Raw genomic sequence first — 23,755 nt, 5'->3', positions numbered from 1 at the left:
GCTAATTGCTGGCAACAACCAATAGGATGCAGCAATGCTCGTGATGGGGATCGAGACCTCGTGCGACGAGACCGGCGTCGGCCTGGTCCGCGACGGGGTGCTGCTCGGTGATGCGCTGGCGTCGAGCATGGACGAGCACGCCCGGTTCGGTGGCGTCGTCCCCGAGATCGCCGCCCGCGCCCATCTTGAGGCGCTGCCGTCGATGGTGCGCCACGCCGTCGATCGGGCCGGGGTGCAGCTGAGCGACGTCGAGGCGGTCGCGGTGACGGCCGGTCCCGGGCTGGCCTCGGCCGTGCAGGTCGGCCTCGCGGCAGGTAAGGCGTTCTCGCTCGCGCTCGGCATTCCCCTGTACGGCGTCCATCACCTCGCCGGGCACGCGGCGGTCGACGTCCTCGAGCACGGGCCGCTGCCCGATCGGTGCGTCGCCCTGATCGTCTCGGGCGGGCACACGTCGCTGCTCGTGCTCCGCGACCTCGCCCGCGACCCGATCGTCCACCTCGGCGACACGTACGACGACGCGGCCGGCGAGGCGTTCGACAAGGTGGCCCGGCTGCTCGGCCTGCCCTACCCCGGCGGACCGGCGATCGACCGCGTGGCCCGCGACGGCGACCCGGCCGCGATCGCCTTCCCGCGACCACTGACCGGCGCGCGCGACGAGCCGTACGCGTTCTCCTTCAGCGGCCTCAAGACAGCGGTCGCCCGCTGGGTCGAGCGGCACCCCGGCCCGCTGCCGGTGGCCGACGTCGCGGCGTCGTTCCAGGAGGCGGTGGCCGACACCCTGTCCCGCAAGGCGGTCGCCGCCTGCCGCGCGCACGGCTGCGGCACCCTGCTGCTGGTCGGTGGCGTGGCCGCGAACAGCCGGGTCCGCGCGCTGACCGCGCAACGTTGCGCCGCGGCCGGCATCGCCCTGCGCGTGCCGTCGCCGCGCCTGTGCACCGACAACGGCGCCATGATCGCCGCCGTCGGCGACCTGGTCGCCCGGGCCGGCCTGCCACCGAGCCCGCTCGACCTGGCCATGCAACCGACCGTGACCCTGACCCACGCTCTCACCCACGCCTGATCGGGAGTAACCATGACCTTGGAAGCCCACGTCCACGGCCCCGGCGAAGTGCCGCACACCCACCCCGACCCGGGCGTCGACCCGCACGCGCCGCTGACCGGCGGCCACCGCGCGCTGCGCGTCGGCATCGGCGGCCCGGTCGGCTCGGGCAAGACCGCCCTGGTCGCCGCCCTGTGCCGCACGCTGGCCGATGAACTGCGCCTGGCCGTGGTCACCAACGACATCTACACCACCGAAGACGCCGACTTCCTGCTCCGCAACGGCGTGCTGCCCGCCGACCGCGTCCGGGCCGTGGAAACCGGCTGCTGCCCGCACACGGCGATCCGCGACGACATCTCGGCCAACCTCGACGCGATCGAGGAGCTCGAGACCGCGCTCGGCCCGCTCGACCTCGTTCTGCTGGAGAGCGGCGGCGACAACCTGACCGCCACGTTCAGCAAGGGCCTGATCGACCTCCAGATCTTCGTGGTCGACGTGGCCGGCGGCGACAAGGTGCCGCGCAAGGGCGGCCCCGGCGGACCTGCTGGTCATCAACAAGACCGACCTGGCCCCGATGGTCGGCGCCGACCTGTCGGTGATGGACCACGACGCCAAGGCCCGCCGCGGCGACCTGCCCACGATCTTCCAGTCGCTGGCCGAGGACCGCGGGGCCACCGAGGTCGCCGCCTGGATCCGGTCCCACCTGCCGCCCGCCGCGGCGGTGTGACATAGGGCAGCCTTACTCAAATGCCGCTCGATTGGTGTTGCAAGATGATGGCAATAGCTTCAAACCGGCAAGTGGAAGGTTGAGCATGGCCATCTACACGCTTCCTGACATGCCCTACGACTACGGCGCACTCGAGCCGGCCATGAGCGGTCAGATTCTCGAACTGCACCACAGCAAGCACCACGCGGCGTACGTCAAGGGCAGCAACGACACCCTCGACCAGCTCGCCGAGGCCCGCGACAAGGGCGACTACTCGGCCCTGGTCGGCCTGGAGAAGACGCTCGCGTTCAACCTCTCGGGCCACGTGCTGCACTCGATCTTCTGGAACAACCTGCGCCCGGGCAGCAGCGCCGACCGCCCCGAGGGTGACCTGGAAGCCGCGATCATCGAGCACTTCGGCTCGTACGAGGCGTTCTCGGCCCAGCTCTCCACCGCGACCAAGGGCGTACAGGGATCGGGCTGGGGTGTTCTGGCCTGGGAGCCGCTGTCGCAGCGCCTGATCGTCGAGCAGATCTACGACCACCACGGCAATGTCGGTCAGGGCTCGACCCCGATCCTCGTGTTCGACGCCTGGGAGCACGCGTACTACCTGCAGTACAAGAACGTGCGCCCCGACTACGTCGACCGCCTCTGGAACCTGGTGAACTGGACGGACGTCACCAAGCGCTTCGACGCCGCCCGGGCCGCCGGCAACCCGATCATCGTCGCGCCCTGACGATGGACGCCGCCGACGCTTTTGCCGGCGCGCAACGTGCCGCCGGGGTCATCGCGGCCAAGCACCGCGGTGACCTCGCCGGCGCGCAGGATCTGCTCGCCGCGTTCCCGGACGAGCAGGCCCGCACCCGGGCCTTCGAACTGCTGGCCCACCTGGCCCTGAGCATTCTCCGAGCTCAGACCGACCAGAGCATGGACGAGATCGTGCAGGAACTGAGCCTGCACATGGCCGCCGCCTCCGGCGATCTTGAGTGATGGGCCACAACCCGCACGTCTTCCACGGCCGCTGATCACCTTGTTAGGTTGTTGCTACTTCTTGGCAACAACTAAGCGGAGGCGTGTCGGTGATCCGGGAACACGACGTCCTCGGAGTCGGCGCGCAACGACGTCGTACGACGTTCCGGCTGCTCGGCCTGACCGCCGCGCTGCTCGCCACCGGCGTGATCGCGGTCGGCACCGGAGCCATCGCGATCGGACCGGCCACAGTGGCCCGCATCCTCGCCCACCAACTGTTCGGCCTCGGCGACGTGACGTGGGAGCCGCCGCAGGAAGCCATCGTCTGGCAGGTCCGCCTCCCCCGCGTCCTGCTCGGCGTGCTCGTCGGCGCGGGCCTCGCGGTCTGCGGTGTCGCGTTGCAGGCGATGGTCCGCAATGTGCTCGCGGACCCCTACCTGCTCGGCATCAACTCCGGCGCGTCCAGCGGCGCCGCCGCCGCGATCCTGTTCGGAGCGGGCGCCGGCTTCGGCCAGTACGCCCTGTCGACCAGCGCCTTCCTCGGCGCGCTGGCCGCGTCCCTGCTCGTCTTCCTCATCGCGCGCAGCGGCGGCCGCATCACGTCGATCCGGCTGCTGCTCTCCGGCGTCGCCGTCGGCTACGCGCTGTACGCCACGACCAGCTTCCTCATCTTCGCGTCGGGATCGGCCGAGGGCGCCCGCTCGGTGATGTTCTGGCTGCTCGGCTCGCTCGGCCTGGCCCGCTGGGACGCCCTCCTGACGGTGGCTGCTCTCGTCATCGGCGGCACGATCCTCTACCTCACCGTCGTCGGCCGCCGCCTGGACGCGCTCGCCGTGGGTGACGAGACCGCCCATACCCTCGGGATCAACCCCGACCGCTTCCGCGTACGCCTTCTGGTCATCGTCTCGTTGTGCGTCGGCGTGCTCGTCTCGGCGTCCGGGAGCATCGGCTTCGTCGGCCTGGTCGTGCCGCACCTCGCCCGTCGTCTGGTCGGCGCTTCCCACGTACGTGTCGTGCCCGTCGCCGCCCTGCTCGGCGCGATCCTCCTCGTCTGGGCCGACGTGATCGCCCGGGTGCTGCTGGCCCCGCAGGAGATCCCGATCGGCATCATCACCGCCCTGCTCGGCGCCCCGTTCCTCCTGGTCCTCATCCGCCGGCTGCACGCCACCGGCGCCTGAAAGGAACCCGATGAAATCCCTCCGCACCGCGTCCGCCCTCGTGCTGCTCGCCGTCGTCGCGGGCTGCGGCGCCTCCGACGAAGCCACCTCGACAGAAGCCGGTGCGGGATACCCGTACACGGTCAAGAACTGCGGTGCCGACGTCACGTTCGACAAGGCACCCGAACGCGTCGTCATGCTCAAAAGCGCCGCCGTGCCCTACCTGCACGACCTCGGCGTCATGGACCGGGTCACGGCCCGCGCCGGCCAATACCCGAAGGCCTACTACGACGACGCCACCCTGGCCGAACTCGACAAGATCCCGCTGCTGACCGACAAGACCGACACGAGCGGTCACCTGCAGATCAGCAAGGAGGTCGTGATCAGCCAGCAGCCCGACCTCGTGCTCGGCCAGGTCGACAACCTGTCCCGCGACACCCTCTCGGCGGTGGACATCCCGCTGCTCGAGGAGCCGGCGTTGTGCGAGGGCAGCACCGCGGTGCCCACCTTCGACGACATCTACGCGCAGATGGAGTCGTACGGGAAAGTCTTCGGAAAATCGACGGAAGCGGCCACCGCGGTCACCGCCCTCAAGGAGCGGATGTCCAAGATCCAAAAACCGAGTTCCTCCCGTACGGCGGCAGTCCTGTACCCGACCGTCGGCGGTGGCGTCACGTACGCGTACGGAAGCGCCTCCATGGCCCATCCCCAGCTCGAGGCGGCCGGGTTCACCAACGTCTTCGCCTCCTCCACGGAACGCGTCTTCGAGGTGACGCTCGAAGAGCTGCTCGGCCGCAACCCCGACGTGCTGATCCTGCTCTACAGCGACGGCGACCCGGCGGCGGTCGAGAAGGCGCTCACCGGTCTGCCCGGCGCTTCGCAGCTCAAGGCCGTACAGGGAAAGAACGTCATGACGCAGCTGTTCAACTTCACCGAACCGCCGTCGCCGCTGTCCATCGACGGCCTCGAGAAGATCGTGGAACGGTTCCCGGCTTGATCACCGCGGCCGAGGTCTCCTGGCGCTACGGCGCGAACCCGGTGATCGACCGGGTCTCGGTGACCGCGCGGCCGGGCCGCGTGCTGGGGCTGATCGGGCCGAACGGCAGCGGGAAGACCACGCTGTTGCGGCTCCTCTACGGCGCGCTGCGCAGCCCGTCCGGAACGGTGAGCGTGGACGACGCGCCACTCAGCTCCTTGAGTGCACGCGAGGCCGCGTTGCGGATGGCCGTCGTCGTGCAGGAGACCGGCGGCTTCGACGCGCCGCTCACGGTGGCCGAGATGGTGCTGCTGGGCCGAGGCCCGCACCTGTCGACGTTCCAGCGCACCGGACAGGCCGATCACGAGATCGCCGCCCGCTGCCTGGCCCGGGTCGGCGCGACCCACCTCGGCCCGCGCGCCTTTGCCGGGTTGTCGGGCGGGGAACGGCAGCGGGTGCTGATCGCCCGCGCGCTCGCCCAGCAGGCCACGCACCTGCTGCTCGACGAGCCGACCAACCACCTCGACATCCGATATCAGCACGAGGTCCTGCGCCTGGTACGCGGCCTGGAAACGTGCTCGGTCGTCGTGCTGCACGACCTCAACCTGGCCGCCCGCTACTGCGACGACCTCGTGTTGCTCGGCTCGGGCGGGGTCGCCGCGGCCGGAACCGTCGACGAGGTGCTCGACCCGGCAGTCCTCGAACCGGTTTACGGCATCGGCATCAAGCGCCTCGATCTCGACGGCCACCTGCACCTTTTGTTCCAGCCCTTCGAGGAGTCGGTATGACCACCCAGGACCGCATCAACGACTACTGGACCGGCCGCGCGCCGAGCTACGCCGCCTACCAGTTGCAGCCACAGCGCCTCGTCGACGACATTGCGGCGTGGTCGAAGGTCTGGGCGGGCGCGCTCCCGCTCCCCGTGGGCGACGTGCTCGACGTCGGCACCGGTAGCGGCCAGGTCGCCTCGATCCTGGCCGGCCTGGGCCACCGCGTCACCGGCATCGACCTGTCCCTCGGCATGCTCGATCAGGCCCGCGCCGCCTACCCCGGCCCCGACTTCCGGTTGGGCGACGCGGTGGCGCCTGATTTCCCGCCGGCCTCGTTCGACGCTGTGACCGGACGGTACGTCATGTGGACGCTGCGCGACCCCGCCCTCGCGGTGCAGAACTGGATGCGCCTGCTACGCCCCGGCGGCACGATCGCGGTCGTCGACAGCACGTGGTTCCCGCACGGCCCCCAGGACTTCTACGACCCGTCGGTGTGGGCGGCCCTGCCCCTGGCCCAGGCCGCCGACATCAACCAGACCGCCGCCGTCCTGTCCGGCGCCGGCCTGCGCGACGTCACCGTCACACCCCTGACAACCATCCACGAGCTCGACGAGAAGTACGGTGTGGCCCCGAACCACGAGGTCCAGATGCAGTACCTCATCACCGGCCACCTCTGATGGAGTTCCGCGACGCACTACGCGGGCGCCGCATGGTCCGCGACTACCGCACCGACCCGGCCACCCGCGCGGCCCTGGCCGCCGTCGCCGGCCTGCCCGGCGATGTCGCGGTCGCCGGGGTGATGACGCTCGGCTACCCGGCCGACGATCCCGGCGTGCCCACGGCAAAGGTCGCCCGCCGCCGCAAGCCGCTCGACGAGCTGGTCACCTGGCGGCGCGACGGCCAAGGCGGTCGCGAGCAATGCTGAGCTGCAGCGGCAGCAGTATCGGGATGGGGGGTCAGATTCTCCGGCTCGGCGGGCGCCGGTCGACGGGGGTCTGGGACAGCGGGCGGTCCGCCCGGCAGGACGACTCCCGGGGCAGCGCCGCCTCGCGCGGTGAGGTCGTCTCGCTGGTGTAGAGGACCAGTGGCAGGTCGCCGACGATGTAGGCGGCGCGGCGGATCCAGCCGAGCGACTCATAGAGCGCGACCGCCGGGGCCTCGGGGTGGGTGGCCAGCCAGGCGCGCGGGTGGGCGTCGACGAAACGCGTGAGCAAGGCGCGCGCGATGCCGTGGCGGCGGTGGGCAGGGGCGACCATCAGTTCGGCCACGACCGCGGCCGGGGCCACGAGCAGCGGAGCGACGTCCGGGGTGATCGCGTTGCGGACCGCGCGGTCGAAGTCGCTGCCATCGGGCAGGTCGGGTGGGGCGGGCCAGCCGTACACCGCGCCGACGAGTTCGCCGTCGTCGGTCGCCACGAAGCCGTACGCCCCCGGGTAGCCGGTGTGTCGCGCCAGCCGGGCCGGATAGTCGTCGAGCTCGGCCGGCGACTCGCTCCACGGCGGCGCCGCGAAGCACTGCCGGTAGACGGGGTGGAGTTGGGGCAGCCGGTCGCGGAGTTCGCCCGCCGTCAGCCGGTCGATGGCGACCAACAGTCATCCCTCCTGGTCCGGACGCTACGGTTGATGCCCCGGCGACAGCGAGCGAGAGGTGGATCGTGGCGGTAACACGGCAGGCCGACAGGGTGGATGCGGTCCGCGACCTCGTACGGGCCAACGGGAAACGCTGGACGATCGCGAAAGGCGCCGTGGTCGAGGCGCTGGTCGGCGCCGACGAGCACCTGTCCGTGCAGCAGGTGCACGAGACCATCGCGGCCCGATTCCCGCAGATCGACCGCTCGACCGTGCACCGCATCCTCCTCGCGCTCGCCGAGGAACACGTCGTGCACGTGCTCGGCCGCCAGGGCGAGGCCCGCTACGGCATGGCCGATGAGCCCCACCATCACGCCGTCTGCGCCCGCTGCGGCCGCGAGACCGAGATCCCGGCCAAAGTCATCGCCCCGGCACTGTCGAAGGCCACAGCCGCCACCGGCTTCACGTTCGCCACCACCAGCATCACCCTGACCGGCCTGTGCGAGACCTGCACGACGAGCTGAGGGCGCCCCGGCTTGTGGATCATCGCCCCGGGACGCCCTCATAAGTCGGAACGACGGGTCACGGCCACGCAACACCCGTTCCTGACGCCATCATCTAGTAATTGCTAATCAGATGCAACAGTGCCGCGTCGGCGAACCAGCCAGAAAATCCCGCCGCCGATCCCGAACGTGATCAGCACCCCGAGGACGCCCGACAGGCCGGTCGACAGGTACTCGTTGTCGATGCCGCGGATGCCGTAGTCGGCGAGGGGGCTGCCGGCCGTCTGGTGGTCGCCCTCCTGCTGGAGCATGCAGGTGCCGCCGGTGATCTCGTCGTCGGCGTCGAACGTGCAGCCCTGACGCGCGGCGTAGTCGAGGCCGTCCGGGCTGCCGGACGCGAAGCTGCTGACCACGCCCGCGAGCAGGGCGGCGACGAGCAGCCCGGCCGCGAGGAACCATCCCAGTCGCTTACTCATGCGGTCGCTCCGATCGGGGCCGGGGTGGCGGTCTTGCGGTAGCGGCGCAGGGCGTACACGAGATCGGGCCGCACCCGGGCGACGGTGGCGACGGTGGTCGCCGCGATCAGTCCTTCGCCGATGCCGATCAGCACGTGGACGCCGGCCATGGTGCCCGCGATGCCGCCCAGGGCCAGGTCGGTGGTGCCGCCGAGCGCGTATTGGAAGACGAAGCCCTGCGACGCGACGACCACGCCGACGACCGAGGCGATGAACGCGGTCGTCGACAGCCCGGCCGGGTTCTTGGGCAGCACCCGCAGCAGCGCCGCGACCAGCAGATAGGCGACGGCCGTGCCGAGGATCGCCATGTTGAAGATGTTGAGGCCGAGCGCGGTCAGGCCACCGTCCGCGAACAGCAGGCACTGCACGATCAGCACCGTCGCGACACAGAGGGCGCCGACCCACGGCCCGACCAGGATGACCGCGAGGGTGCCGCCGAGCAGGTGGCCGGAGACGCCCGGCAGCACCTGGAAGTTCAGCATCTGCACGGCGAAGATGAACGCCGCGACCAGGCCCGCCATCGGCGCCAGCCGGTCGTCGAGGTCGGCCCGGGCCCGCCAGATGCAGACCGCGAGCGCCGCCGCCGATATCACCAGGAATACCGCCGAAACGGGACCATTGACGATCCCGTTGGCGATATGCATCGCCACTGTCTCCATGGACGCCCTCCTGAGGCAGCCGGGCTGCGCACGCCCGGTCAGCGGCAGCATATTGACGACTGCTGGCTTCTGCCAAGAGTTGGCAACTGTAGAGATCGACGCTTAACCGGACCGACATCGACAGCTTCGGAAGTTCACCGTTCAACCACCAGCGGTCGACGCTGAGCCCATCGAACGGCAGCAGGCGCCACGGCTCCCGTAACCGCGAACATCGCGCCGGCGACGTACCAGCCGGGACGACCCCACTCGATACACAGCCAGATCAGCAGACCCGGACCAGCCGCCTCGACCAGACCAGCCCCCAGCCCGAAGACCCCGAGATACTGACCGGTGGCATGCTCCGGGGCGAGCGCGAACGACACCTCGAAACCGGCAGCCGCGTGCCACAACTCCCCCACCGCGTGAATCACGATCGCCACGACCATCACGATCGAGGCGCCCAGCGACGGGAGGCCCGCGGTCAGCGAGATCAGACCGCACGCGACCAGAAAGGCGAACCCCGCACGCCGATAGCGAACCCCGCACGGGCCTTACCCGACCGCCGGTCATTCCTCAAACGGTTGAGCCACGGCGTCGCGGGCGAGATCGATCGCAGGCGCGTCATCGCATGGGTCTGGCCGCGTCTCGCCATTCACGAGGCTTGAACGGGTGATGCGGGCGGCGTGGGCCAGGACGCCCCGCGGGCTGTCGATTCAAGGACTGCACGCTGTTTCGCGGAGGGACGCCGCTCTACCGTTCCCCTCGGAGCGTGATGCGGGTGGGCAGCGGCACGTGGCAGACAAACGCGAGGCGGGCGGCACCCTATGCGGTCGCCTTCCTCGCCGTGCTGATTCTGGTGCTGGTCGGATATCTGCGGGGCCCGGACCCCGAGACGCGCCCGGCCGCCGATGCCGCGCCTCCTGAAGGCTCCCCCGCACCGACGACGCCCGCTTCGACGTCGACCGGCCGAGCGACCCGTCCGCCCGGGACGGGTCCTGTGGCGATCACGCCGGGATCTTCGCATCAGGCCGCACCGGCCACGACCGTACCGAAGAAGGGCGCGGTCACCGTCATCGACTGGATTCGGGGCTTCGGTCTCGAGGGCGGCGGCGACAGCGACATGGAAACCTGGGTCACCCTGCTGAGCCGGGGCGAGTGCGCCGACCTCCGGCGCTCGGTCGACGCGCCGTCCGGCGGGTCGGCGCCGCACACCGCCGATGTCTTCCGCGCCGCGTCGCAAGCGTGCCTGGCCGCCTTCGACGGCCGGTCGGCGCTGTGGGACGACGCGGACCGGGCGCTGCGAGCCCTGGCCGTGCCCTACGCCGGGTTCGACTGCGTGAACCGTTCGGTGTACGAACTGACCGAGTCGCTGATTCAGGTGCACCGGCGCCACCCGGACACGGTTCTGCGTCGCGCCGGCCCCAGCGGTGCGACCAGTCTCGCCTGCCCTCGCCTGCGGTCGGTCACGCCGGCCCGGGGCCCGGCCGCCGGTGGATACGAGGTGACGCTCCGCGGTGAGCACCTGCCCGACCCGGCGGTGATCCACTTCGGGGAGGAGATTCTTTCCGTACGCACCACAGGCGGCACGACCGCAGTGCTGACAGTGCCGCCGAGGGGCGACTACCCCGGCGCGATCATCTGGGTCGAGGGCTGGCCGTGGGGCCCGACCAACGCACCGGAGTTCGAGTACGAGCAGCCCGCCGGATCGCCGTCACATGCCCCCTAGGCCGCGACCTCGAGCCGAGCCGATCCGCCGGCGGCCCGCACGACCGGCCGGCAACGACCACGACGAAACCGGCACCACCGAGCGGCTGCGCACCATCCTCAGCGTCGTCTCCCCGCTCGCGGCCGGCACCGTGCTGCTGTTCTACTTCGGCTGGGTCCGCACCAAGTACGAGGCGGCGGCCCTGGGTTACGACTCGAAGATCCTCGAGTTCACCACGGCCGACTACGTGCTCCGCAGCGTGAACGTCCTGTCGCTGCCACTGGTCGCACTGCTCGTGCTGATGTTCGTCGTGCTCGTCGCGCATCGCCGGTGGATCGTCCCGCTCGATGACACCGTACGGGGGAAATTGTCCTTTGGTTTTCTGCGCTCCTGGCTGTTCTGGCTGGTGCTGTCGGTCTACCTGCTGAACTTCACCCGCGAGGCGGCGACCCTGCTGCTGCCGCCGGTGCTGACCAGTGCGGTGGCGATGGCCCTGTACGGCGATCATCTGCGCGCGACGGTCCGGCCCGCCGACCGCTGGAGTCTTCCGATCCGGATCGTGCTGATCGCGCTGCTGTCCATCGGGGTCATCGCCGACACCGAACGACTCGCCCGCGTCATGGGCGAGGGCTTCGCCGGCAGCATCGTGGCCGAGCCGTCCCAGCTCGCGTTCATCGACGTCTACAGCGCCAAGGACCTCGCGATCACCGCGCCGGGCGTCACCACGACCAGGCTCGGCGGCCCGGACGCCGCCTACCGCTACCGCTACGACGGCCTGCGGCTGCTGCAGCGTTCCGGCGACAAATACCTGCTCATCAACGACGGCTGGGCCCGCGATACCGGCCGCGTCCTGGTGCTGCGCGACAGCGCCGACATCCGGTTGGAGCTACGGCCGTCCACGCCCTGACGCCGATGAGGTGCGCGGTCTGCTGCATCGAGGCATATACCCCGATTCCGCCGCCCGCCCGGCTGCGTTCAGCAGCGGGGATCGCTGGCCTTGCCGGGGCAGGCGTAGCTCGTACGTCGGTCCCGCACTTGGCTCCAGCGCTCCGCGCACCGTGCGTACGGATCGAAAGGCGGACACCCACTGCGGAGTGGCACTGCGACACGTATCCCAAGATCCCGTACGGCAGTTGAGGTTGGTGACGACCCCACGGCACAGTCGGACTTCGAGGAGACAGACGATGGCGCGCACGACTCTCGCCTTGGCGGCGGCTTGTGCCGTGGCCTCGGTCGCACCGGCGGTGCCGGTAGCGGCCGCACCGGCGTCGACGGCGGCCACGGCGATCGTGCTGGAGCGGACCGGCGGCTTCGCCGGACGCAGCGACACGTTCGTGGTGGACCGGTCGACGGTCGGCGGCCGGACTCCGCTGCGCGCGGCCGGAAGCGCCGAGTTCCGCTCACTGCGCCGCTCCTACCAGCTGCGGAACAACTGCTGCGACCGCTACACCTACCGCATCACCGTCAGCTACCGCCACGGCCGGTCCAAGACGGTCGATACCGTTCAGGGCGCCCCGGCCCCACGCATCCTGGGATACGTCATCGACGAGGTGCAGCGCGTAGGACGCCAGACTCCGGAAGGGCTCACCCGCAAGTCAGCTGAGCGGCTCCGGGTGGCCGGATGACGTCACCGCCGGTCGCGATACAGAGCCACATGCAACCACGACGCGCAGGCATGTCCCCATCGACGGCCAGCGGGACGGGCAGCGGGCATGGAATCGAAGTCCATGGCGGCGGCGCCACCTCGGCTCAGCGCGGTGCCGAACAGCTCGATCCGTTGCGCCCCGGTCAGCGGGCGCAGAGTGCCCCAGCCGTCCTCGTCTTCCGGATCCAGCACCGCGGTCACGTCGAGAACGACACGGAGGCGGGATCGACCGGGACAACAATGACGGGCGGCCTCATCGGCGACCGGCCCACCGTGAACGGCTCGCCCGGCGGCAGCAACGGGGCCAGCACCCGGAACGCCGGCTCCGCCGTCCGCTCGGTGTAGTCCTCCAGGTCGTCGGTGACGAGCAGGCCGACGCCGCCCCGCTGCAGCTGCCGAACCTGCGCAAAGGCGCCCGTGCCACGCAGCGCATTCGCCCCACCGACACGATCCGCGAGCTCTTGCGCCAGGACGGTCAGCCACCCGTACCCGCGCAACGTCTCCCGGCACCGCCCGATCGTGACCGCCGGCTTCCTGCGCCACTTCTCCGGGGTGCGCGGTTGAGTTGTCTCCTCCACGACGCTCTTTCCCCGTTCGTAGGCGTAGGTCACCTGACCGTATCCAGGGTTGACCCGATCGGCGAACGAGAACACGAAGTCCACCCAGCTCCGCTGTACGGCGAGGAACTTCGACCGGTTGACTGTGGCCCGAAGCTGAAGCCACCCGGGTGATTCCCGATAGGTCGCAACGAAACCGGCGAAACTGGAGTCGATCATCATGCCGGTCTCGTCCAGGCGTCCCGTGATGAGGTTGAGGTCGGCCGGCAGGTCGGCAACCTCAGCCTGTAGCCACTGCCAACCTTCTCGTGACGCGACCCGTTCGGTTGGAACTCGTTGCACATCGTCACTTGGCCGGCGCGAGACAGTGATCTGCGCGAAGCCGTCGCCCGCACCCGTAGCCTTACCGGCTGCTGCGGGGTCGGCGGGCAGGTCGGCGATGCTCGCCCGGATGTCTCCGGCTAGGGCGGCGAACCCCTGCTCGAGCCAGTCGTACGCGACCTGCCCGGCGTCGCCCGCCGAGGAGTCCACGTTGAGCTGCACGTCGAGCGCGAAGTCCATCGACGCCTGGCTGGTCGCGAAATCCGGCAACTGCCTGCCCCCTCGTTCTTGGTACGTCCGTCACCGATCATGGCAAGTCGTTCGTCGAGAAGGCCGCCCAGCGCCTTGGGCCCGGCACTCCGGTGAACTGCTCATTCTTGTCGTACCGGCCCGCTACGGTGCTCTGTCATGCGGAGCTTTGAGTTCGTCGAGGGAACGTCGGCGAAGTTCTGGGCGATCACCCGGGACGGACTGGACGTGACGGTCAGATACGGGCGCGTCGGGACGAACGGACAGACCAAGGTCAAATCTTTCGGTACGTCGGCCGGCGCCACGGACCACGAAGCGAAGCTGATAGCCGAGAAAGTGCGCAAGGGCTACAAGGAGACGACAGTCGGCGTCGTGGCCGCGGGCCCGGATTCTTCTCCTCCGCCCGCGTCTACCGCCCCGGCCCCGGCCGCCGGTTCGGACGCCGCGCCGGTGCCGGCCGCGCGTGCAGTCCTGGTCGAGGACGAGGACTCGTTCGTGCTCCCGGCGACCTGGAAACGATATCGGGCGGCTCGCCGGGACCGGGACGCAACACCGGTGACGCCGGACCCGAAGTCGCGGGCCATCGTCGAGAAGCTGCTCTCCACGGTGCCGCGCTACTCGGGCAAGCAGGCCGACTTTGTCTGGCTGATGCTCGGCAACCAGGACACCGAACCGAACCTGGCCACCGGTGGCTTGGCCTGGCTCAAGGGTGAACCGGGCGTCACCCCGGGTGGCGCCGCGGCGGTCGCGCTGGCCACCGCGGTGGGCAACTGGGGCGAGGTGGAGAAGCTGAGCGCCTTCGCTGATGAGTGGCTGGCCCACTACGGGTTGCTCTTCGCCGTGGACGCGGCCTCCGAACTGTTCGCGCTGAAACTGCGCGACCAGAAGTCGTACGGCGCCCAGCCGGCCCCGGTGGTGCACATGTCCGGCACCGACAGCCGGGCGGCCTGGCGGGTCGACGCCGCCCTGGTGATCGGGCTGCGGGTGCGGTCGATGCTGGCCGGCGCACCGGACGAGGACTACGCCGCCGCGGTGGCGCTGCTGGCCCGTAAGCGGGCCGACGGCCGCTACCAGCGGGCCGCGACCTCGCTGATCGCGCCGACCGAGACCGCCTGGGTCGACGAGGACTTTGCCGCCGCGGCCGCCGCCCAAGATTCCTACCTGTGCGCGGTCACGCTTCTCTCGGCCACCACCGCGGCCCAGATCGCCCAGGTCGGCCCGCTGGCGCAGGAGCATCTGGTGGTCGGTTCGATGACGATGCTGACCACCCTTCTGGACGGCGCCGGCGTCGATGCCTCGACACAGTTGTTCGCCTGGCTGGACCGCGACTTCTCGGACGCCGACGCGCGCCGCCGGCTTCTGATGATGGTCGCCGGTCTGCCGACCGACGAGGCGATGGCCGGGCTGATCGAGCGGGTCGACGGCAAATACGTGCAGCCCGCCCTGCTCGAGGCGGCCGCCCGCTTCCCGGCGCGGGCGCTGCGCCTGCTGGCCGCCTCACCCGCTCGCAAGGTCGTACCGGATCTGCTGCGCGCGCACGTGCTGGCCCACCGGGACCTCACGGCACACCTGCTGCCGCAGCTCGATCCGGGTGCCGCGGCCCGGGTGCAGTCCGTCGTGGACAGTGCCGACTCGGTCGTCGAGGCGCCCGCCGGGGCCGTACCGCCGCTGTTGACGAACCCGCCCTGGACGAACCGCAAACGGGCCGCCAAGCCGGCGGTGATCGGAGGTCTGACCGCCCAGGATCCGCCCGCGCTGATCTGGCGCGACGGCGAGGAGAAGGCCTGGCGGGAGACCAGCGTCAACACATACGGCAACAGCGACCGCAACTGGCCGCAGATCGCCGAGCGGGTCCGGGACAATCGCGCGCAGTGGCATGAGGCGACGCTGTTGTTCGCCGAGGGGCCGGAGGCGATCGCCCTGCCCGTCCTGAACGCCTATGACCCGCGTGACCTGTGGGATGTGAACCGGTGGATGCGGGTCGCGGTCGCCCGGTTCGGGCTGCGCGTGCTGCCCGCTGTGCTCACGCTGGCCCGCCGCAGCGCGACGGAAATGGCCGAGGTGATCCAGCCGCTCGCCGCCCCGGAGATCGCGGTGCTGGCGGCGGACTGGCTGGCCCGGCTCAAGAGCGTACGCAAGTCTGCGCTGGCCTGGCTGCTGCGGCACCCGGCGTACGCCGCGCGGGCACTGGTTCCGAACGCGCTGGGCGTGGCCGGGGTCGCGCGGCGTCAGGCCGAGCAGGCGCTGCTCGCCTTGGCCGCGAACGGGCACAGCGACGCGGTGCGGGCCGCCGGTGCCGCGTACGGCGCCGGTGCCGCCGAGGCGATCGAGACGTTGCTTTCCACCGATCCGCTGGCTGTGCTGCCGGCGAGGATGCCGTCCGTGCCGGCCTGGGCCACGCCCGGCCTGTTGCCGCCGGTGCGGCTGCGCGACGGCTCCGGGGCGCTGCCCGCCGACGCGATCACCAACCTGGTCACCGTCTTCGCGCTCGGCAAGCCCGGTGAGCCGTACGCCGGGGTCGCGCTGGTCAAACAGGCCTGCGACCCGGAGAGCCTGGCCGAGTTCGGCTGGGGGATGTTCCAACGCTGGCAGGCCACCGGCGGCAACTCCAAGGAGAACTGGGCGCTGGACGCGCTCGGCCTGATCGGCGACGACGAGACGGTCCGCCGGCTGACCCCGATGATCCTGGCCTGGCCGGGCGAGGGCGGTCATCAGCGGGCGGTCACCGGCGTGCAGATCCTGGCCGACATCGGCACTGACGTGGCGCTGATGCACCTGCACGGCATTGCGCAGCGAGCCAAGTTCAAGGGTCTCAAGGCGGCCGCCAACCAGAAGATGGACGAGGTCGCCGAGGCGCTCGGCCTGACCGCCGAGCAGCTGGCCGACCGTCTGGTCCCCGACTTCGCCCTGGCCGCCGACGGCAGCATGATCCTGGATTACGGGCCGCGGCAGTTCACCGTCGGTTTCGACGAGCAGCTGCGCCCGTACGTGGCCGACGCCTCCGGCAAACACCTCAAGGCACTGCCCAAGCCGGGTGTCCGTGACGACGCCGAACTCGCCCCGGCGGCGTTCAAGCAGTTCTCGGCCCTGAAGAAGGACGTGCGGACGGTCGCGACCGACCAGATCCGCCGCCTGGAACGGGCCATGGTGACCGGCCGCCGGTGGACCGGCGACGAGTTCCAGCGGCTGTTCGTGGACCACCCGCTCGTCTGGCACGTGGTGCGGCGCCTGGTCTGGGGCGTCTACACCGATGGCGCGCTGACCGGCTCGGTGCGGGTGGCCGAGGACCGCACGTACGCCGACGCCCAGGACGAGCCGGTCGAGCTGGCCGCCGACGCAACGGTCGGGGTGGCGCACCCGTTGCACCTGGGCGACACGTTGCCGGACTGGGCCGAGGTGTTCGCCGACTACGAGATTCTGCAGCCGTTCCCGCAGCTGAGCCGGGAGACGTTCGCGCTGACCGAGCCGGAGGCAGCGGGTCTGGAGCTGACCCGCTTCCAGGGCGCCGAGGTGCCCACCGGCAAGGTGATCGGCCTGGAACGCAAGGGCTGGCTGCGCGAGCTGCCGCAGGACGGCGGGGTGCAGGGCCACATCGCGTTCGCCCTGGCCGCCGGCACCGAGCTGCGGGTCGACCTCGACCCGGGCATCGCCGTCGGCGCGATGGACATCTTCCCGGAGCAGAAACTGCAGAGGATCTGGCTGTACGACGGGACCGGCAACTACTGGCGCCGGGAGGGCAGCCTGCCGCTCGGGCGACTCGACGCGGTGGCCGCCTCCGAGCTGATCCGCGACCTGACCGAGGTGACCGCGTGAGCGCGCCGACGCCGATGCAGCGGCCGCCGGCCGAGGTCCGCTACGCCGACGAGCTGGCCCGGCTGCGCGAACGGGACACCGCCGCACGGCCGCCCGGCTGGGCGCTCAGCGTCCAGGCGGCCCGCGCGTTCATCGTCGGCGACGCCAAGGCCAAGGTGAGCCGCAAGTTCGTCGGCGACCCGTCACTGATCGACCGGGCGCTGATCAGTCTGGCCACCAGCCGCGGGCTGATGCTGGTCGGGGAGCCCGGCACGGCCAAGTCGCTGCTGTCGGAACTGCTGGCGGCGGCGGTCAGCGGCGAGTCCACGCTGACCATTCAAGGCGGTGCGGCCACCACCGAGGACCAGATCCGCTATTCGTGGAACTACGCGCTACTGGTCGCCGACGGGCCGTCGACCCGGTCGCTGGTCCCGGCACCGCTGCTGCGCGGCATGGCTGAGGGTCGTACGGTCCGCTTCGAGGAGATCACCCGCTGTCCGCTCGAGGTGCAGGACACGTTGCTGTCGCCGCTGTCCGACCGGGTGCTGGCGATCCCCGAGCTGACCGGGCGGGACGCCATGGTGTTCGCCCGGGACGGTTTCAACATCATCGCGACCGCGAACACCCGTGACCGCGGCGTCAACGACATGAGCTCGGCGCTGAAACGGCGGTTCAACTTCGAGACGGTGTTCCCGATCGCCGACTTCGACACCGAGTTGTCCCTGGTCGAGGCCGAGGCATCGGCGTTGTTGCGCCGCTCCGGGGTGACCGCGGCGCCGCGCCGGGACGTGCTCGAGGTGCTGGTCACCACGTTCCGTGAGTTGCGTACCGGGGAAACCGCCCGTGGTGACTCGATGGACCGGCTGTCCGCGGTGATGAGCACGGCCGAGGCCGTGTCGGTGGCGCACGCGGTCGGGCTGCGCGGCTGGTTCCTGCGCGGCGAGCCGGGCACCGCCGAGGATCTGGTCACCTGCCTGGCCGGCACCGCGGCCAAGGACAACCAGGAGGATCTGGCGAAACTGCGGCGCTATCTGGAACAGCAGGTCACCTGGCGCAGCGGACGGCAGTGGCGGGCGCTGCACGCGGCCCGGCACCTGCTGCCCGGCTGAGCCGATGCCTGTCACCTTCATCGGGGTCCGGCACCACAGTCCGGCGTGCGCCCGGCTCACCGCCCGGACGATCGACGCGCTGCAACCGGCGTACGTGCTGATCGAGGGTCCGGCCGACCTCAACCATCGCATCGACGAGCTGTTGCTGGGTCACGAGCTGCCGGTGGCGGTGTTCAGTTCGTACCGCGACGGCGAACGCCGGCACGGCTCGTGGGCGCCGTTCTGCGCGTACTCACCGGAGTGGGTCGCCCTGACCCACGGCCGGACCGCCGGCGCCGAGCTGCGCTTCATCGACCTGCCGGCCTGGCATCCGGCGTTCGCCGGGCGCAGCAACCGCTACGCCGACGCCGAGCTGCGCTACGCCGAGGTGATGGAGCGGCTGTGCCGGGAGTTCGACGTCGACAACGTGGACGTGCTGTGGGACCACCTGTTCGAGATCGGCGCCGACGACGACCTGTTCGAACGGCTCGCCGCCTACTTCGACCTGGTCCGCGGCACGTCGGCGGCCGGTGAGCAGGACACCGCCCGCGAGGCGTACATGGCGAGCTGGGTCCGGGCGGCCGCGGCCGACGCCGGTGACCGCCCGGTCGTGGTGGTCACCGGCGGTTTCCACCGGCCCGCCCTGGCCGCGGCGCTGGACGGGCCGGCGGCCTGGCCCACGGTGCCGGCCCTGCCCGAGGACGCGGTCGGTGGCAGCTTCCTGGTGCCGTACTCGTTCCGCCGGCTCGACGCCTTCGACGGCTACCAGTCCGGGATGCCCTCACCCGGCTACTACCAGGAGCTCTACGACTCCGGCCCGGACCAGGCGGCCCGGCACCTCATCGAACAGGTCGCCCAGCGCCTCCGCGAACGCCGGCAGCCCGTCTCCACCGCCGACCTGATCGCCGCCCGGGCCACCGCCGACGGCCTGGCTACGATCCGCGGACACGATGCGCCGACCCGCGCCGACGTCCTCGACGGGCTCGCGTCGGCCCTGGTCACCGAGGCTCTCGAGGTGCCGCTGCCGTGGGCGTCGCGCGGCATGCTGCGGCCGGGCAGCCACCCGGTCGTGGTGGAGATGGTGGCCGCACTCAGCGGCGCGCGGGTCGGCCGGCTGCATCCCGGCACCCCCGCCCCGCCGCTGGTCCACGACGCCGGGGCCGAGCTGGAACGCTCCGGTCTGGCCGGGAACGCCGACCTGGACCTCGACCTGCTGGACCCGCCCGACCGCGAACGCAGCCGCACCCTGCACCGACTCCGGCTGCTGGGCGTGCCCGGCTTCCGACGCGACGCGGGTCCCGCGACCGGCGTCGAACCGGTCCTGCGGGAACAGTGGGCCCTGCGCCCCGACGCCGGCCGGCTCACCGCCCTCATCGAAGCCGGCGCGTACGGCGCCACCCTGGCTGACGCCTGCGCAGGAGTGCTGGCCGAACGCGCCGCCACCGCCGGCCGCGACGTCGACGCCTTGGCCGCGGTCCTCTTCGACGCTGCCCTGTCCGGCACCGACGACGTCTCCGACCAGGCCATGACCGACATCGAGGCCACTGTCGCCGCCGCCGCGGACCTGGGCGCGCTGGGCCGCATGCTCGCCGTGGTCCTCACCATGTGGCGTCACGACCGCATTTTCGGCACCGCCCGCAGCGCCACCCTCGGCGTCGTGATCAACGCCGCGGTCCGCCGCATCCTCTGGCTGGCCGAAGGCGTACGCGGCGGCCCGGCCCCGGCCGACCTGGGCCGCATCGCCGCGCTGGCGGCCTGCCGTGACGCCCTGCGCTACGCGGATCGCGCCCTGTCGCTGGACCGTGCGCCGGCCCTGGAGATCGTCACCCGCGTGGCGGCGGACACCGGCGCTCCGCCGGATCTGCGCGGGGCGGCGTTCGGCTTCCGCTGGTCGCTGGCCCCCGGGCTTACGGAGGTGGAGGGCGAAGCCGCAGTCGATCCGATGCGGGCCGTGCGCAGCGCCTTCGTGCCCGGGTCGGCGGGCGACTGGCTCGCCGGGCTGTTCGCACTCGCCCGCGAGGAAGTACTGCACACCGAACCCGTCCTCGCCCTGCTTGACGAACTGCTCAGCGGCATGGATCCGCAGGAATTCCTGGTCGCGTTGCCCGGGTTGCGGCAGGCCTTCGAGTTCTTCCCGCCGCGCGAGCGGGAGACCATCGCGGGCCGTCTGCTGGCCCGGCGCGGGCTGGGTGGCAGCGGGCGCGGGCTGCTGCGCGGAGCCCCCGACCCGGCGGTGGTCGCGGCGGGGCTGCTGTTGGACGCACGGGTCGAGGCCGCGTTGCGGCGTGAGGGCCTCACCGGCCGGGAGGAAGCCGACACATGACCGACCCCGAACTGGAACGTTGGCGTCTGGTACTGGGTGCCCCGGCCTCGGAACTGGGGCCGCTCAGCTCGGGCGCCGCCGGGCGGGACGCGGCGCTGGACTGGCTCTACGGCCGCGACGGTGAACTGGAGCGCCGCGACGTGCGCCGGCCCGGGCGCAGCGGTGGCGACGGGCCGTCGCTGCTGACCACGGTGGACTGGCTCGACGAGATCACCCGGCTGTTCCCGCGGGAGACCGTGGAGCGGCTGCAACGCGACGCGGTCGAACGCTACGAGATCCACGACATCGTCACCGATCCGGCCGTCCTGGAACGGGTCGAGCCGAACCCGGCGCTGCTCAAGGCCGTCCTGCAGACGAAGCATCTGATGAATCCGGACGTGCTGCGCCTGGCCCGCCGCATCGTCAAGGCGGTGGTCCGCGACCTGATGGCGAAAATGGCCACCGAGGTGCGGGTCGCGTTCACCGGCAGCCGCAACCGCCGGCCGAGCCGGTGGAAGCTGGCCCGCGACTTCGACGTCACCCGTACGCTGCGGGCCAACCTGGGCCACTACCGGCCGGACGAACGGCGCCTCTACATCGAGACGCCGCACTTCTATTCGCGCACCCGCAAACATGTGGATCAGTGGCAGGTGATCCTGCTCGTCGACCAGTCCGGCTCGATGGTCGACTCGGTGATCCATTCGGCGGTCACGGCTGCGTGTCTGTGGGGCCTTCCCGGCGTACGGACGCACCTGGTGGCTTTCGACACGGACGTGGTCGACCTGACCAGCGAGGTCGACGATCCCGTCGAGCTGCTCATGAAAGTGCAGCTCGGCGGGGGCACCGACATCGGCCGGGCGATGCGGTACGCGGCCGGCCTGGTCGAGCGGCCGCGGCGCACGATCGTCGCGCTGATCACCGACTTCTACGAGGGCGGATCGGTCGGTTCGCTGATCCGGACGACGCGCGAGCTGTGCGAACAGGGAACCATCGTGCTCGGGCTGGCCGCCCTGGACGAGCAGGCCAACCCGTCGTACGACCGGGACACCGCCCAGCGACTCGTCGACGTGGGCGCCTCCGTCGGGGCGATGACCCCCGGTGAGCTGGCCGCGTTCGTCGCCGAACACGTGACCCGATGAGGGCCGACCTGCGGGCCCTGACCCCGGAGACGCTGGCCGAGTTGACCAACCGCGGCCTGGTCAAACGCGCCGCCCGCGAGATCGAGAAGGCTCCGCCGTCCGTGGCCGAGTCGCCGGACGGCTCGGTCGAGGCGGTCTTCGACGACGGTGTGGTGACCACCCTGGCACCGGGCGGCCTGGGCGACGCCCACTGCACCTGCGGCGCGACCGTGACGTGCCGCCACGTGGTCGGCCTGGTCCTCGCCTATCAGCGGATCGCCGCTGTGCCCTCGGCCGAACCTGCGCCCACAGCGGATCCCACCGACGCCGCCGATCATGCTGACTCATCCGGCGCGGCGGCCTGGTCGCCGGGAGACTTCAGCGACGACGAGCTCGAGGGGCGGGTCGGCGCCCGCATGATGGTGGCCGCGCGGCGGACCGAGCGCGCCGGATACGTCGCCCGCGTGCACCGGTCCCGCGCCGGTGACCCCGTCGCCAGTGTCGAGTTGCCCACGGCGACCGTACGTTTCCTCGTACCGGGAAATCTCGGTTTTGCCCGCAGTGACGCCGTGGCCGGGGTGCGCGACGATGTGATCGTGCTGGCGGTGTGGGCCTTCCGGGCCGCCGACCGGGTCGCGCCGGAACAGGCCGACGTACAGGTTCAGGTCGGGGGCACCGCGGTCGCGACGGTGTCCGGTTCCGGGTTGGACGCCGCCCTGGAGCTGACCGCGCTGGTGCTGCGCGAGGGGGCGGTGCACGTCGGCAACGGCCTCGCCGCGGACATCGCGACCGTGCGGCGCAGCCTCGAGGCCGGGCAGCTCCGGTGGCCGCTGCTCGCCGTGGAGGATCTGGTCGCCCAACTGGAGGCATACCGGGAACGGTCGGCGCGCTACCGTCCGGAGGCGCTCGCCGATCATCTGGCCGAGTTGCACGCCCGGCACCGCGCGGTGATCGGCGGCGGGGCCAGCCTCCGATCGCGGGTGCTGGGCACCGACGAGGCGTCCGAGACCCCGCTACGCAGGGCCCGACTGGACGGGCTCGGCTGCCGCGTGTCCGCGGTCGGCGCCGAACGGGTCGTGGACATCTACCTGGCCCATGCGGACAGTGCGAGCGTGCTGGTGCTGCGGCGCGCGTACGAGACCGACGACCCCGGCCCGGTGCTGGCCGGACGCCGCGTCGGCGGGGTGTCGGTGAGTGCGCTCGCGGCCGGGGCGGTGGTCACCGAGTCGGCCGTCCGCAGCGCCAGCCGGACCGTCCGCCTGGGCGCCCGCCGGTTGAGCCGCACCGAGGCCATGCACGCCCGCGGTTCCTGGAAGGATCTGCCCGGCGCGCTGGTCGCCACCGATCTGGCCGGGCTGGCGGCCGAACTCGACACCCTCGCCCCGCGCCCGGTCCGTGCCCGGATCGAGGCCGAGCTGGTTCGGGTGATCCCGGTCGCCGAGGTGCAGACAATCAGCTACGCGCCCGGCGATCAGCGGCTCGACGCGGTGATCGCGGACGCGGCCGGGAACACCGCTGTCGTCTCCGCGGTGCACGCCGCCTGCGCCCCGGGCCGGTTGGACAGCATGGCCGCGGCACTGTCCAGCAGCGAGGTCCGCTACGTCGCCGGCAGTGTCCGGCGCGGCGGCGGTGGGGTGCGCATCGACCCGATCGGCTTCGCCGTCGGCGATGCCGTGGTCGTGCCCGACCTGCTGCCGGCCGAACATGCCGCTGACCCGGGCACGACAGCGCCGGCCGACGGTGACCCGCTGACCGCGGCGCTGGACGAGAGTCTCGGCCTGCTCGCCGAGGTCGCCCACCGCGGTCTGCTGCACGTCCCGTCGACGATGCCCGGGCGGCTGCGCGAGGCGGCGGGCAGACTCACCGCGCTCGGGTTGCGGCACGGCGGGTCGGCGCTGAAGACCTTCGCCGGCCGCCTCGGCCCAGACCCGGGCGACGAGGCGGTCGAGTGCTGGGTCGACGCCCATCTGCGCCTGAGCCTGGCCGCCGACATGCGCTGACAGCCGGCGGCGGGCCATCACAGGTTCCTTCGCGGCTCGCTGACGCGCAGTACCGGGCAGCGCTCACTGTCCACGTCGCTCCAAACAAGATCGAGGCTCGAAAAACCGTGACGGGGTGCCCGCCCCCCTTAGATTGA

At 71.3% G+C, this 23,755-nt stretch carries 24 protein-coding genes; 18 read left to right on the top strand and 6 right to left on the bottom strand.

Features of this window, described 5'->3' with window-relative positions:
• The first annotated feature begins 34 nt into the window (after positions 1-34).
• From tsaD to KOI35_RS26770, 9 genes are all read left to right on the top strand, one after another.
• Entirely contained in the window at positions 35-1,060 is a 1,026-nt protein-coding gene (gene tsaD, locus KOI35_RS26810; RefSeq protein WP_215791376.1) for a tRNA (adenosine(37)-N6)-threonylcarbamoyltransferase complex transferase subunit TsaD, read from the top strand.
• 12 nt (positions 1,061-1,072) lie between these two features.
• Positions 1,073-1,771, top strand: a complete 699-nt coding sequence (locus KOI35_RS26805) for a GTP-binding protein (protein WP_281420237.1) — start codon at positions 1,073-1,075, stop codon at positions 1,769-1,771.
• A gap of 80 nt (positions 1,772-1,851) precedes the next feature.
• A complete protein-coding gene (locus KOI35_RS26800) occupies positions 1,852-2,481 on the top strand; it encodes a superoxide dismutase (protein WP_215791375.1) in 630 nt (209 codons plus the stop codon).
• Positions 2,482-2,483: 2 nt separating this feature from the next.
• Positions 2,484-2,735, top strand: a complete 252-nt coding sequence (locus KOI35_RS26795; protein WP_215791374.1) for a superoxide dismutase — start codon at positions 2,484-2,486, stop codon at positions 2,733-2,735.
• Between the two features lie 89 nt (positions 2,736-2,824).
• Positions 2,825-3,892, top strand: a complete 1,068-nt coding sequence (locus tag KOI35_RS26790; RefSeq protein WP_308121166.1) for a FecCD family ABC transporter permease — start codon at positions 2,825-2,827, stop codon at positions 3,890-3,892.
• A 10-nt stretch (positions 3,893-3,902) separates the two neighbouring features.
• Entirely contained in the window at positions 3,903-4,868 is a 966-nt protein-coding gene (locus KOI35_RS26785; RefSeq protein WP_215791373.1) for an ABC transporter substrate-binding protein, read from the top strand.
• Positions 4,865-5,635, top strand: coding sequence for an ABC transporter ATP-binding protein (locus KOI35_RS26780; protein ID WP_215791372.1), 771 nt, complete (start codon positions 4,865-4,867; stop codon positions 5,633-5,635). The genes KOI35_RS26785 and KOI35_RS26780 overlap by 4 nt, the downstream gene beginning before the upstream one ends.
• Positions 5,632-6,294 (top strand): class I SAM-dependent methyltransferase, encoded by a 663-nt coding sequence (locus KOI35_RS26775; protein WP_215791371.1) that lies wholly within the window; start codon positions 5,632-5,634, stop codon positions 6,292-6,294. Before KOI35_RS26780 ends, KOI35_RS26775 begins: the two co-directional genes overlap by 4 nt.
• Positions 6,294-6,542, top strand: coding sequence for a hypothetical protein (locus KOI35_RS26770; protein WP_215791370.1), 249 nt, complete (start codon positions 6,294-6,296; stop codon positions 6,540-6,542). Before KOI35_RS26775 ends, KOI35_RS26770 begins: the two co-directional genes overlap by 1 nt.
• 31 nt (positions 6,543-6,573) lie before the next feature.
• Here KOI35_RS26770 and KOI35_RS26765 read toward each other — a convergent pair whose 3' ends face one another.
• Entirely contained in the window at positions 6,574-7,206 is a 633-nt protein-coding gene (locus KOI35_RS26765) for a GNAT family N-acetyltransferase (protein WP_215791369.1), read from the bottom strand.
• 65 nt (positions 7,207-7,271) lie between these two features.
• Here KOI35_RS26765 and KOI35_RS26760 point away from each other — a divergent pair, with 65 nt between their 5' ends.
• Positions 7,272-7,709 carry a Fur family transcriptional regulator gene (locus KOI35_RS26760; RefSeq protein ID WP_215791368.1) on the top strand — a complete coding sequence of 146 codons (438 nt, stop codon included), beginning with the start codon at positions 7,272-7,274 and terminating at the stop codon, positions 7,707-7,709.
• A 104-nt stretch (positions 7,710-7,813) separates the two neighbouring features.
• Here KOI35_RS26760 and KOI35_RS26755 read toward each other — a convergent pair whose 3' ends face one another.
• The 3 genes from KOI35_RS26755 to KOI35_RS26745 all read right to left on the bottom strand — a co-directional run bounded on the left by KOI35_RS26755 (position 7,814) and on the right by KOI35_RS26745 (position 9,281).
• Positions 7,814-8,164 (bottom strand): PDGLE domain-containing protein, encoded by a 351-nt coding sequence (locus KOI35_RS26755; protein ID WP_215791367.1) that lies wholly within the window; start codon positions 8,162-8,164, stop codon positions 7,814-7,816.
• The gene (locus KOI35_RS26750) at positions 8,161-8,862 is read right to left on the bottom strand and encodes an energy-coupling factor ABC transporter permease (protein ID WP_215791366.1); all 702 of its coding nucleotides are present in this window, start codon (positions 8,860-8,862) and stop codon (positions 8,161-8,163) included. Before KOI35_RS26750 ends, KOI35_RS26755 begins: the two co-directional genes overlap by 4 nt.
• Positions 8,863-8,996: 134 nt before the next feature.
• Positions 8,997-9,281: a hypothetical protein gene (locus tag KOI35_RS26745; RefSeq protein WP_215791365.1), complete on the bottom strand. Its 285-nt coding sequence runs from the start codon at positions 9,279-9,281 to the stop codon at positions 8,997-8,999.
• A 338-nt stretch (positions 9,282-9,619) separates the two neighbouring features.
• On the opposite strand from KOI35_RS26745, the gene KOI35_RS26740 reads away from it, so the two are divergent.
• The 3 genes from KOI35_RS26740 to KOI35_RS26730 all read left to right on the top strand — a co-directional run bounded on the left by KOI35_RS26740 (position 9,620) and on the right by KOI35_RS26730 (position 12,171).
• Positions 9,620-10,567, top strand: a complete 948-nt coding sequence (locus KOI35_RS26740; protein ID WP_215791364.1) for an IPT/TIG domain-containing protein — start codon at positions 9,620-9,622, stop codon at positions 10,565-10,567.
• Positions 10,557-11,453 (top strand): hypothetical protein, encoded by an 897-nt coding sequence (locus KOI35_RS26735; protein WP_215791363.1) that lies wholly within the window; start codon positions 10,557-10,559, stop codon positions 11,451-11,453. Before KOI35_RS26740 ends, KOI35_RS26735 begins: the two co-directional genes overlap by 11 nt.
• 277 nt (positions 11,454-11,730) lie before the next feature.
• Positions 11,731-12,171 carry a hypothetical protein gene (locus KOI35_RS26730; RefSeq protein ID WP_215791362.1) on the top strand — a complete coding sequence of 147 codons (441 nt, stop codon included), beginning with the start codon at positions 11,731-11,733 and terminating at the stop codon, positions 12,169-12,171.
• Between the two features lie 2 nt (positions 12,172-12,173).
• Here the strand turns inward: KOI35_RS26730 and KOI35_RS26725 are convergent, their stop codons facing one another.
• Complete coding sequence (locus KOI35_RS26725) at positions 12,174-12,392, bottom strand: hypothetical protein (RefSeq protein ID WP_215791361.1); 219 nt, start codon at positions 12,390-12,392, stop codon at positions 12,174-12,176.
• Positions 12,389-13,339 (bottom strand): type VI immunity family protein, encoded by a 951-nt coding sequence (locus KOI35_RS26720; protein ID WP_215791360.1) that lies wholly within the window; start codon positions 13,337-13,339, stop codon positions 12,389-12,391. The genes KOI35_RS26725 and KOI35_RS26720 overlap by 4 nt, the downstream gene beginning before the upstream one ends.
• A 138-nt stretch (positions 13,340-13,477) precedes the next feature.
• On the opposite strand from KOI35_RS26720, the gene KOI35_RS26715 reads away from it, so the two are divergent.
• The 5 genes from KOI35_RS26715 to KOI35_RS26695 are packed head-to-tail and all read left to right on the top strand — an operon-like array spanning position 13,478 to position 23,618.
• Complete coding sequence (locus KOI35_RS26715; RefSeq protein ID WP_215791359.1) at positions 13,478-17,131, top strand: WGR and DUF4132 domain-containing protein; 3,654 nt, start codon at positions 13,478-13,480, stop codon at positions 17,129-17,131.
• 14 nt (positions 17,132-17,145) lie between these two features.
• Positions 17,146-18,219, top strand: a complete 1,074-nt coding sequence (locus KOI35_RS26710; RefSeq protein WP_215791632.1) for an ATP-binding protein — start codon at positions 17,146-17,148, stop codon at positions 18,217-18,219.
• A 4-nt stretch (positions 18,220-18,223) separates the two neighbouring features.
• Positions 18,224-20,521 (top strand): DUF5682 family protein, encoded by a 2,298-nt coding sequence (locus KOI35_RS26705; RefSeq protein WP_215791358.1) that lies wholly within the window; start codon positions 18,224-18,226, stop codon positions 20,519-20,521.
• Entirely contained in the window at positions 20,518-21,639 is a 1,122-nt protein-coding gene (locus tag KOI35_RS26700; protein ID WP_215791357.1) for a VWA domain-containing protein, read from the top strand. The genes KOI35_RS26705 and KOI35_RS26700 overlap by 4 nt, the downstream gene beginning before the upstream one ends.
• Complete coding sequence (locus KOI35_RS26695) at positions 21,636-23,618, top strand: YehQ family protein (RefSeq protein ID WP_215791356.1); 1,983 nt, start codon at positions 21,636-21,638, stop codon at positions 23,616-23,618. Before KOI35_RS26700 ends, KOI35_RS26695 begins: the two co-directional genes overlap by 4 nt.
• The last annotated feature ends 137 nt before the right edge of the window (positions 23,619-23,755 follow it).

The organism is Paractinoplanes bogorensis (assembly GCF_018829635.1).
Taxonomy (GTDB): domain Bacteria; phylum Actinomycetota; class Actinomycetes; order Mycobacteriales; family Micromonosporaceae; genus Actinoplanes; species Actinoplanes bogorensis.
This window is presented reverse-complemented; position numbering and strand designations above follow the sequence as displayed.

Bases quoted from the DNA above. Each gene is read 5' to 3' on its own strand.
- KOI35_RS26795 (WP_215791374.1), top strand. From the start codon at position 2,484: ATGGACGCCGCCGACGCTTTTGCCGGCGCGCAACGTGCCGCCGGGGTC.
- KOI35_RS26800 (WP_215791375.1), top strand. From the start codon at position 1,852: ATGGCCATCTACACGCTTCCTGACATGCCCTACGACTACGGCGCACTC.
- KOI35_RS26755 (WP_215791367.1), bottom strand. From the start codon at position 8,164: ATGAGTAAGCGACTGGGATGGTTCCTCGCGGCCGGGCTGCTCGTCGCC.
- KOI35_RS26695 (WP_215791356.1), top strand. From the start codon at position 21,636: ATGAGGGCCGACCTGCGGGCCCTGACCCCGGAGACGCTGGCCGAGTTG.
- KOI35_RS26785 (WP_215791373.1), top strand. From the start codon at position 3,903: ATGAAATCCCTCCGCACCGCGTCCGCCCTCGTGCTGCTCGCCGTCGTC.
- KOI35_RS26715 (WP_215791359.1), top strand. From the start codon at position 13,478: ATGCGGAGCTTTGAGTTCGTCGAGGGAACGTCGGCGAAGTTCTGGGCG.
- tsaD (WP_215791376.1), top strand. From the start codon at position 35: ATGCTCGTGATGGGGATCGAGACCTCGTGCGACGAGACCGGCGTCGGC.
- KOI35_RS26805 (WP_281420237.1), top strand. From the start codon at position 1,073: ATGACCTTGGAAGCCCACGTCCACGGCCCCGGCGAAGTGCCGCACACC.
- KOI35_RS26775 (WP_215791371.1), top strand. From the start codon at position 5,632: ATGACCACCCAGGACCGCATCAACGACTACTGGACCGGCCGCGCGCCG.
- KOI35_RS26735 (WP_215791363.1), top strand. From the start codon at position 10,557: ATGCCCCCTAGGCCGCGACCTCGAGCCGAGCCGATCCGCCGGCGGCCC.
- KOI35_RS26750 (WP_215791366.1), bottom strand. From the start codon at position 8,862: ATGGAGACAGTGGCGATGCATATCGCCAACGGGATCGTCAATGGTCCC.
- KOI35_RS26730 (WP_215791362.1), top strand. From the start codon at position 11,731: ATGGCGCGCACGACTCTCGCCTTGGCGGCGGCTTGTGCCGTGGCCTCG.
- KOI35_RS26710 (WP_215791632.1), top strand. From the start codon at position 17,146: ATGCAGCGGCCGCCGGCCGAGGTCCGCTACGCCGACGAGCTGGCCCGG.
- KOI35_RS26705 (WP_215791358.1), top strand. From the start codon at position 18,224: ATGCCTGTCACCTTCATCGGGGTCCGGCACCACAGTCCGGCGTGCGCC.
- KOI35_RS26700 (WP_215791357.1), top strand. From the start codon at position 20,518: ATGACCGACCCCGAACTGGAACGTTGGCGTCTGGTACTGGGTGCCCCG.
- KOI35_RS26770 (WP_215791370.1), top strand. From the start codon at position 6,294: ATGGAGTTCCGCGACGCACTACGCGGGCGCCGCATGGTCCGCGACTAC.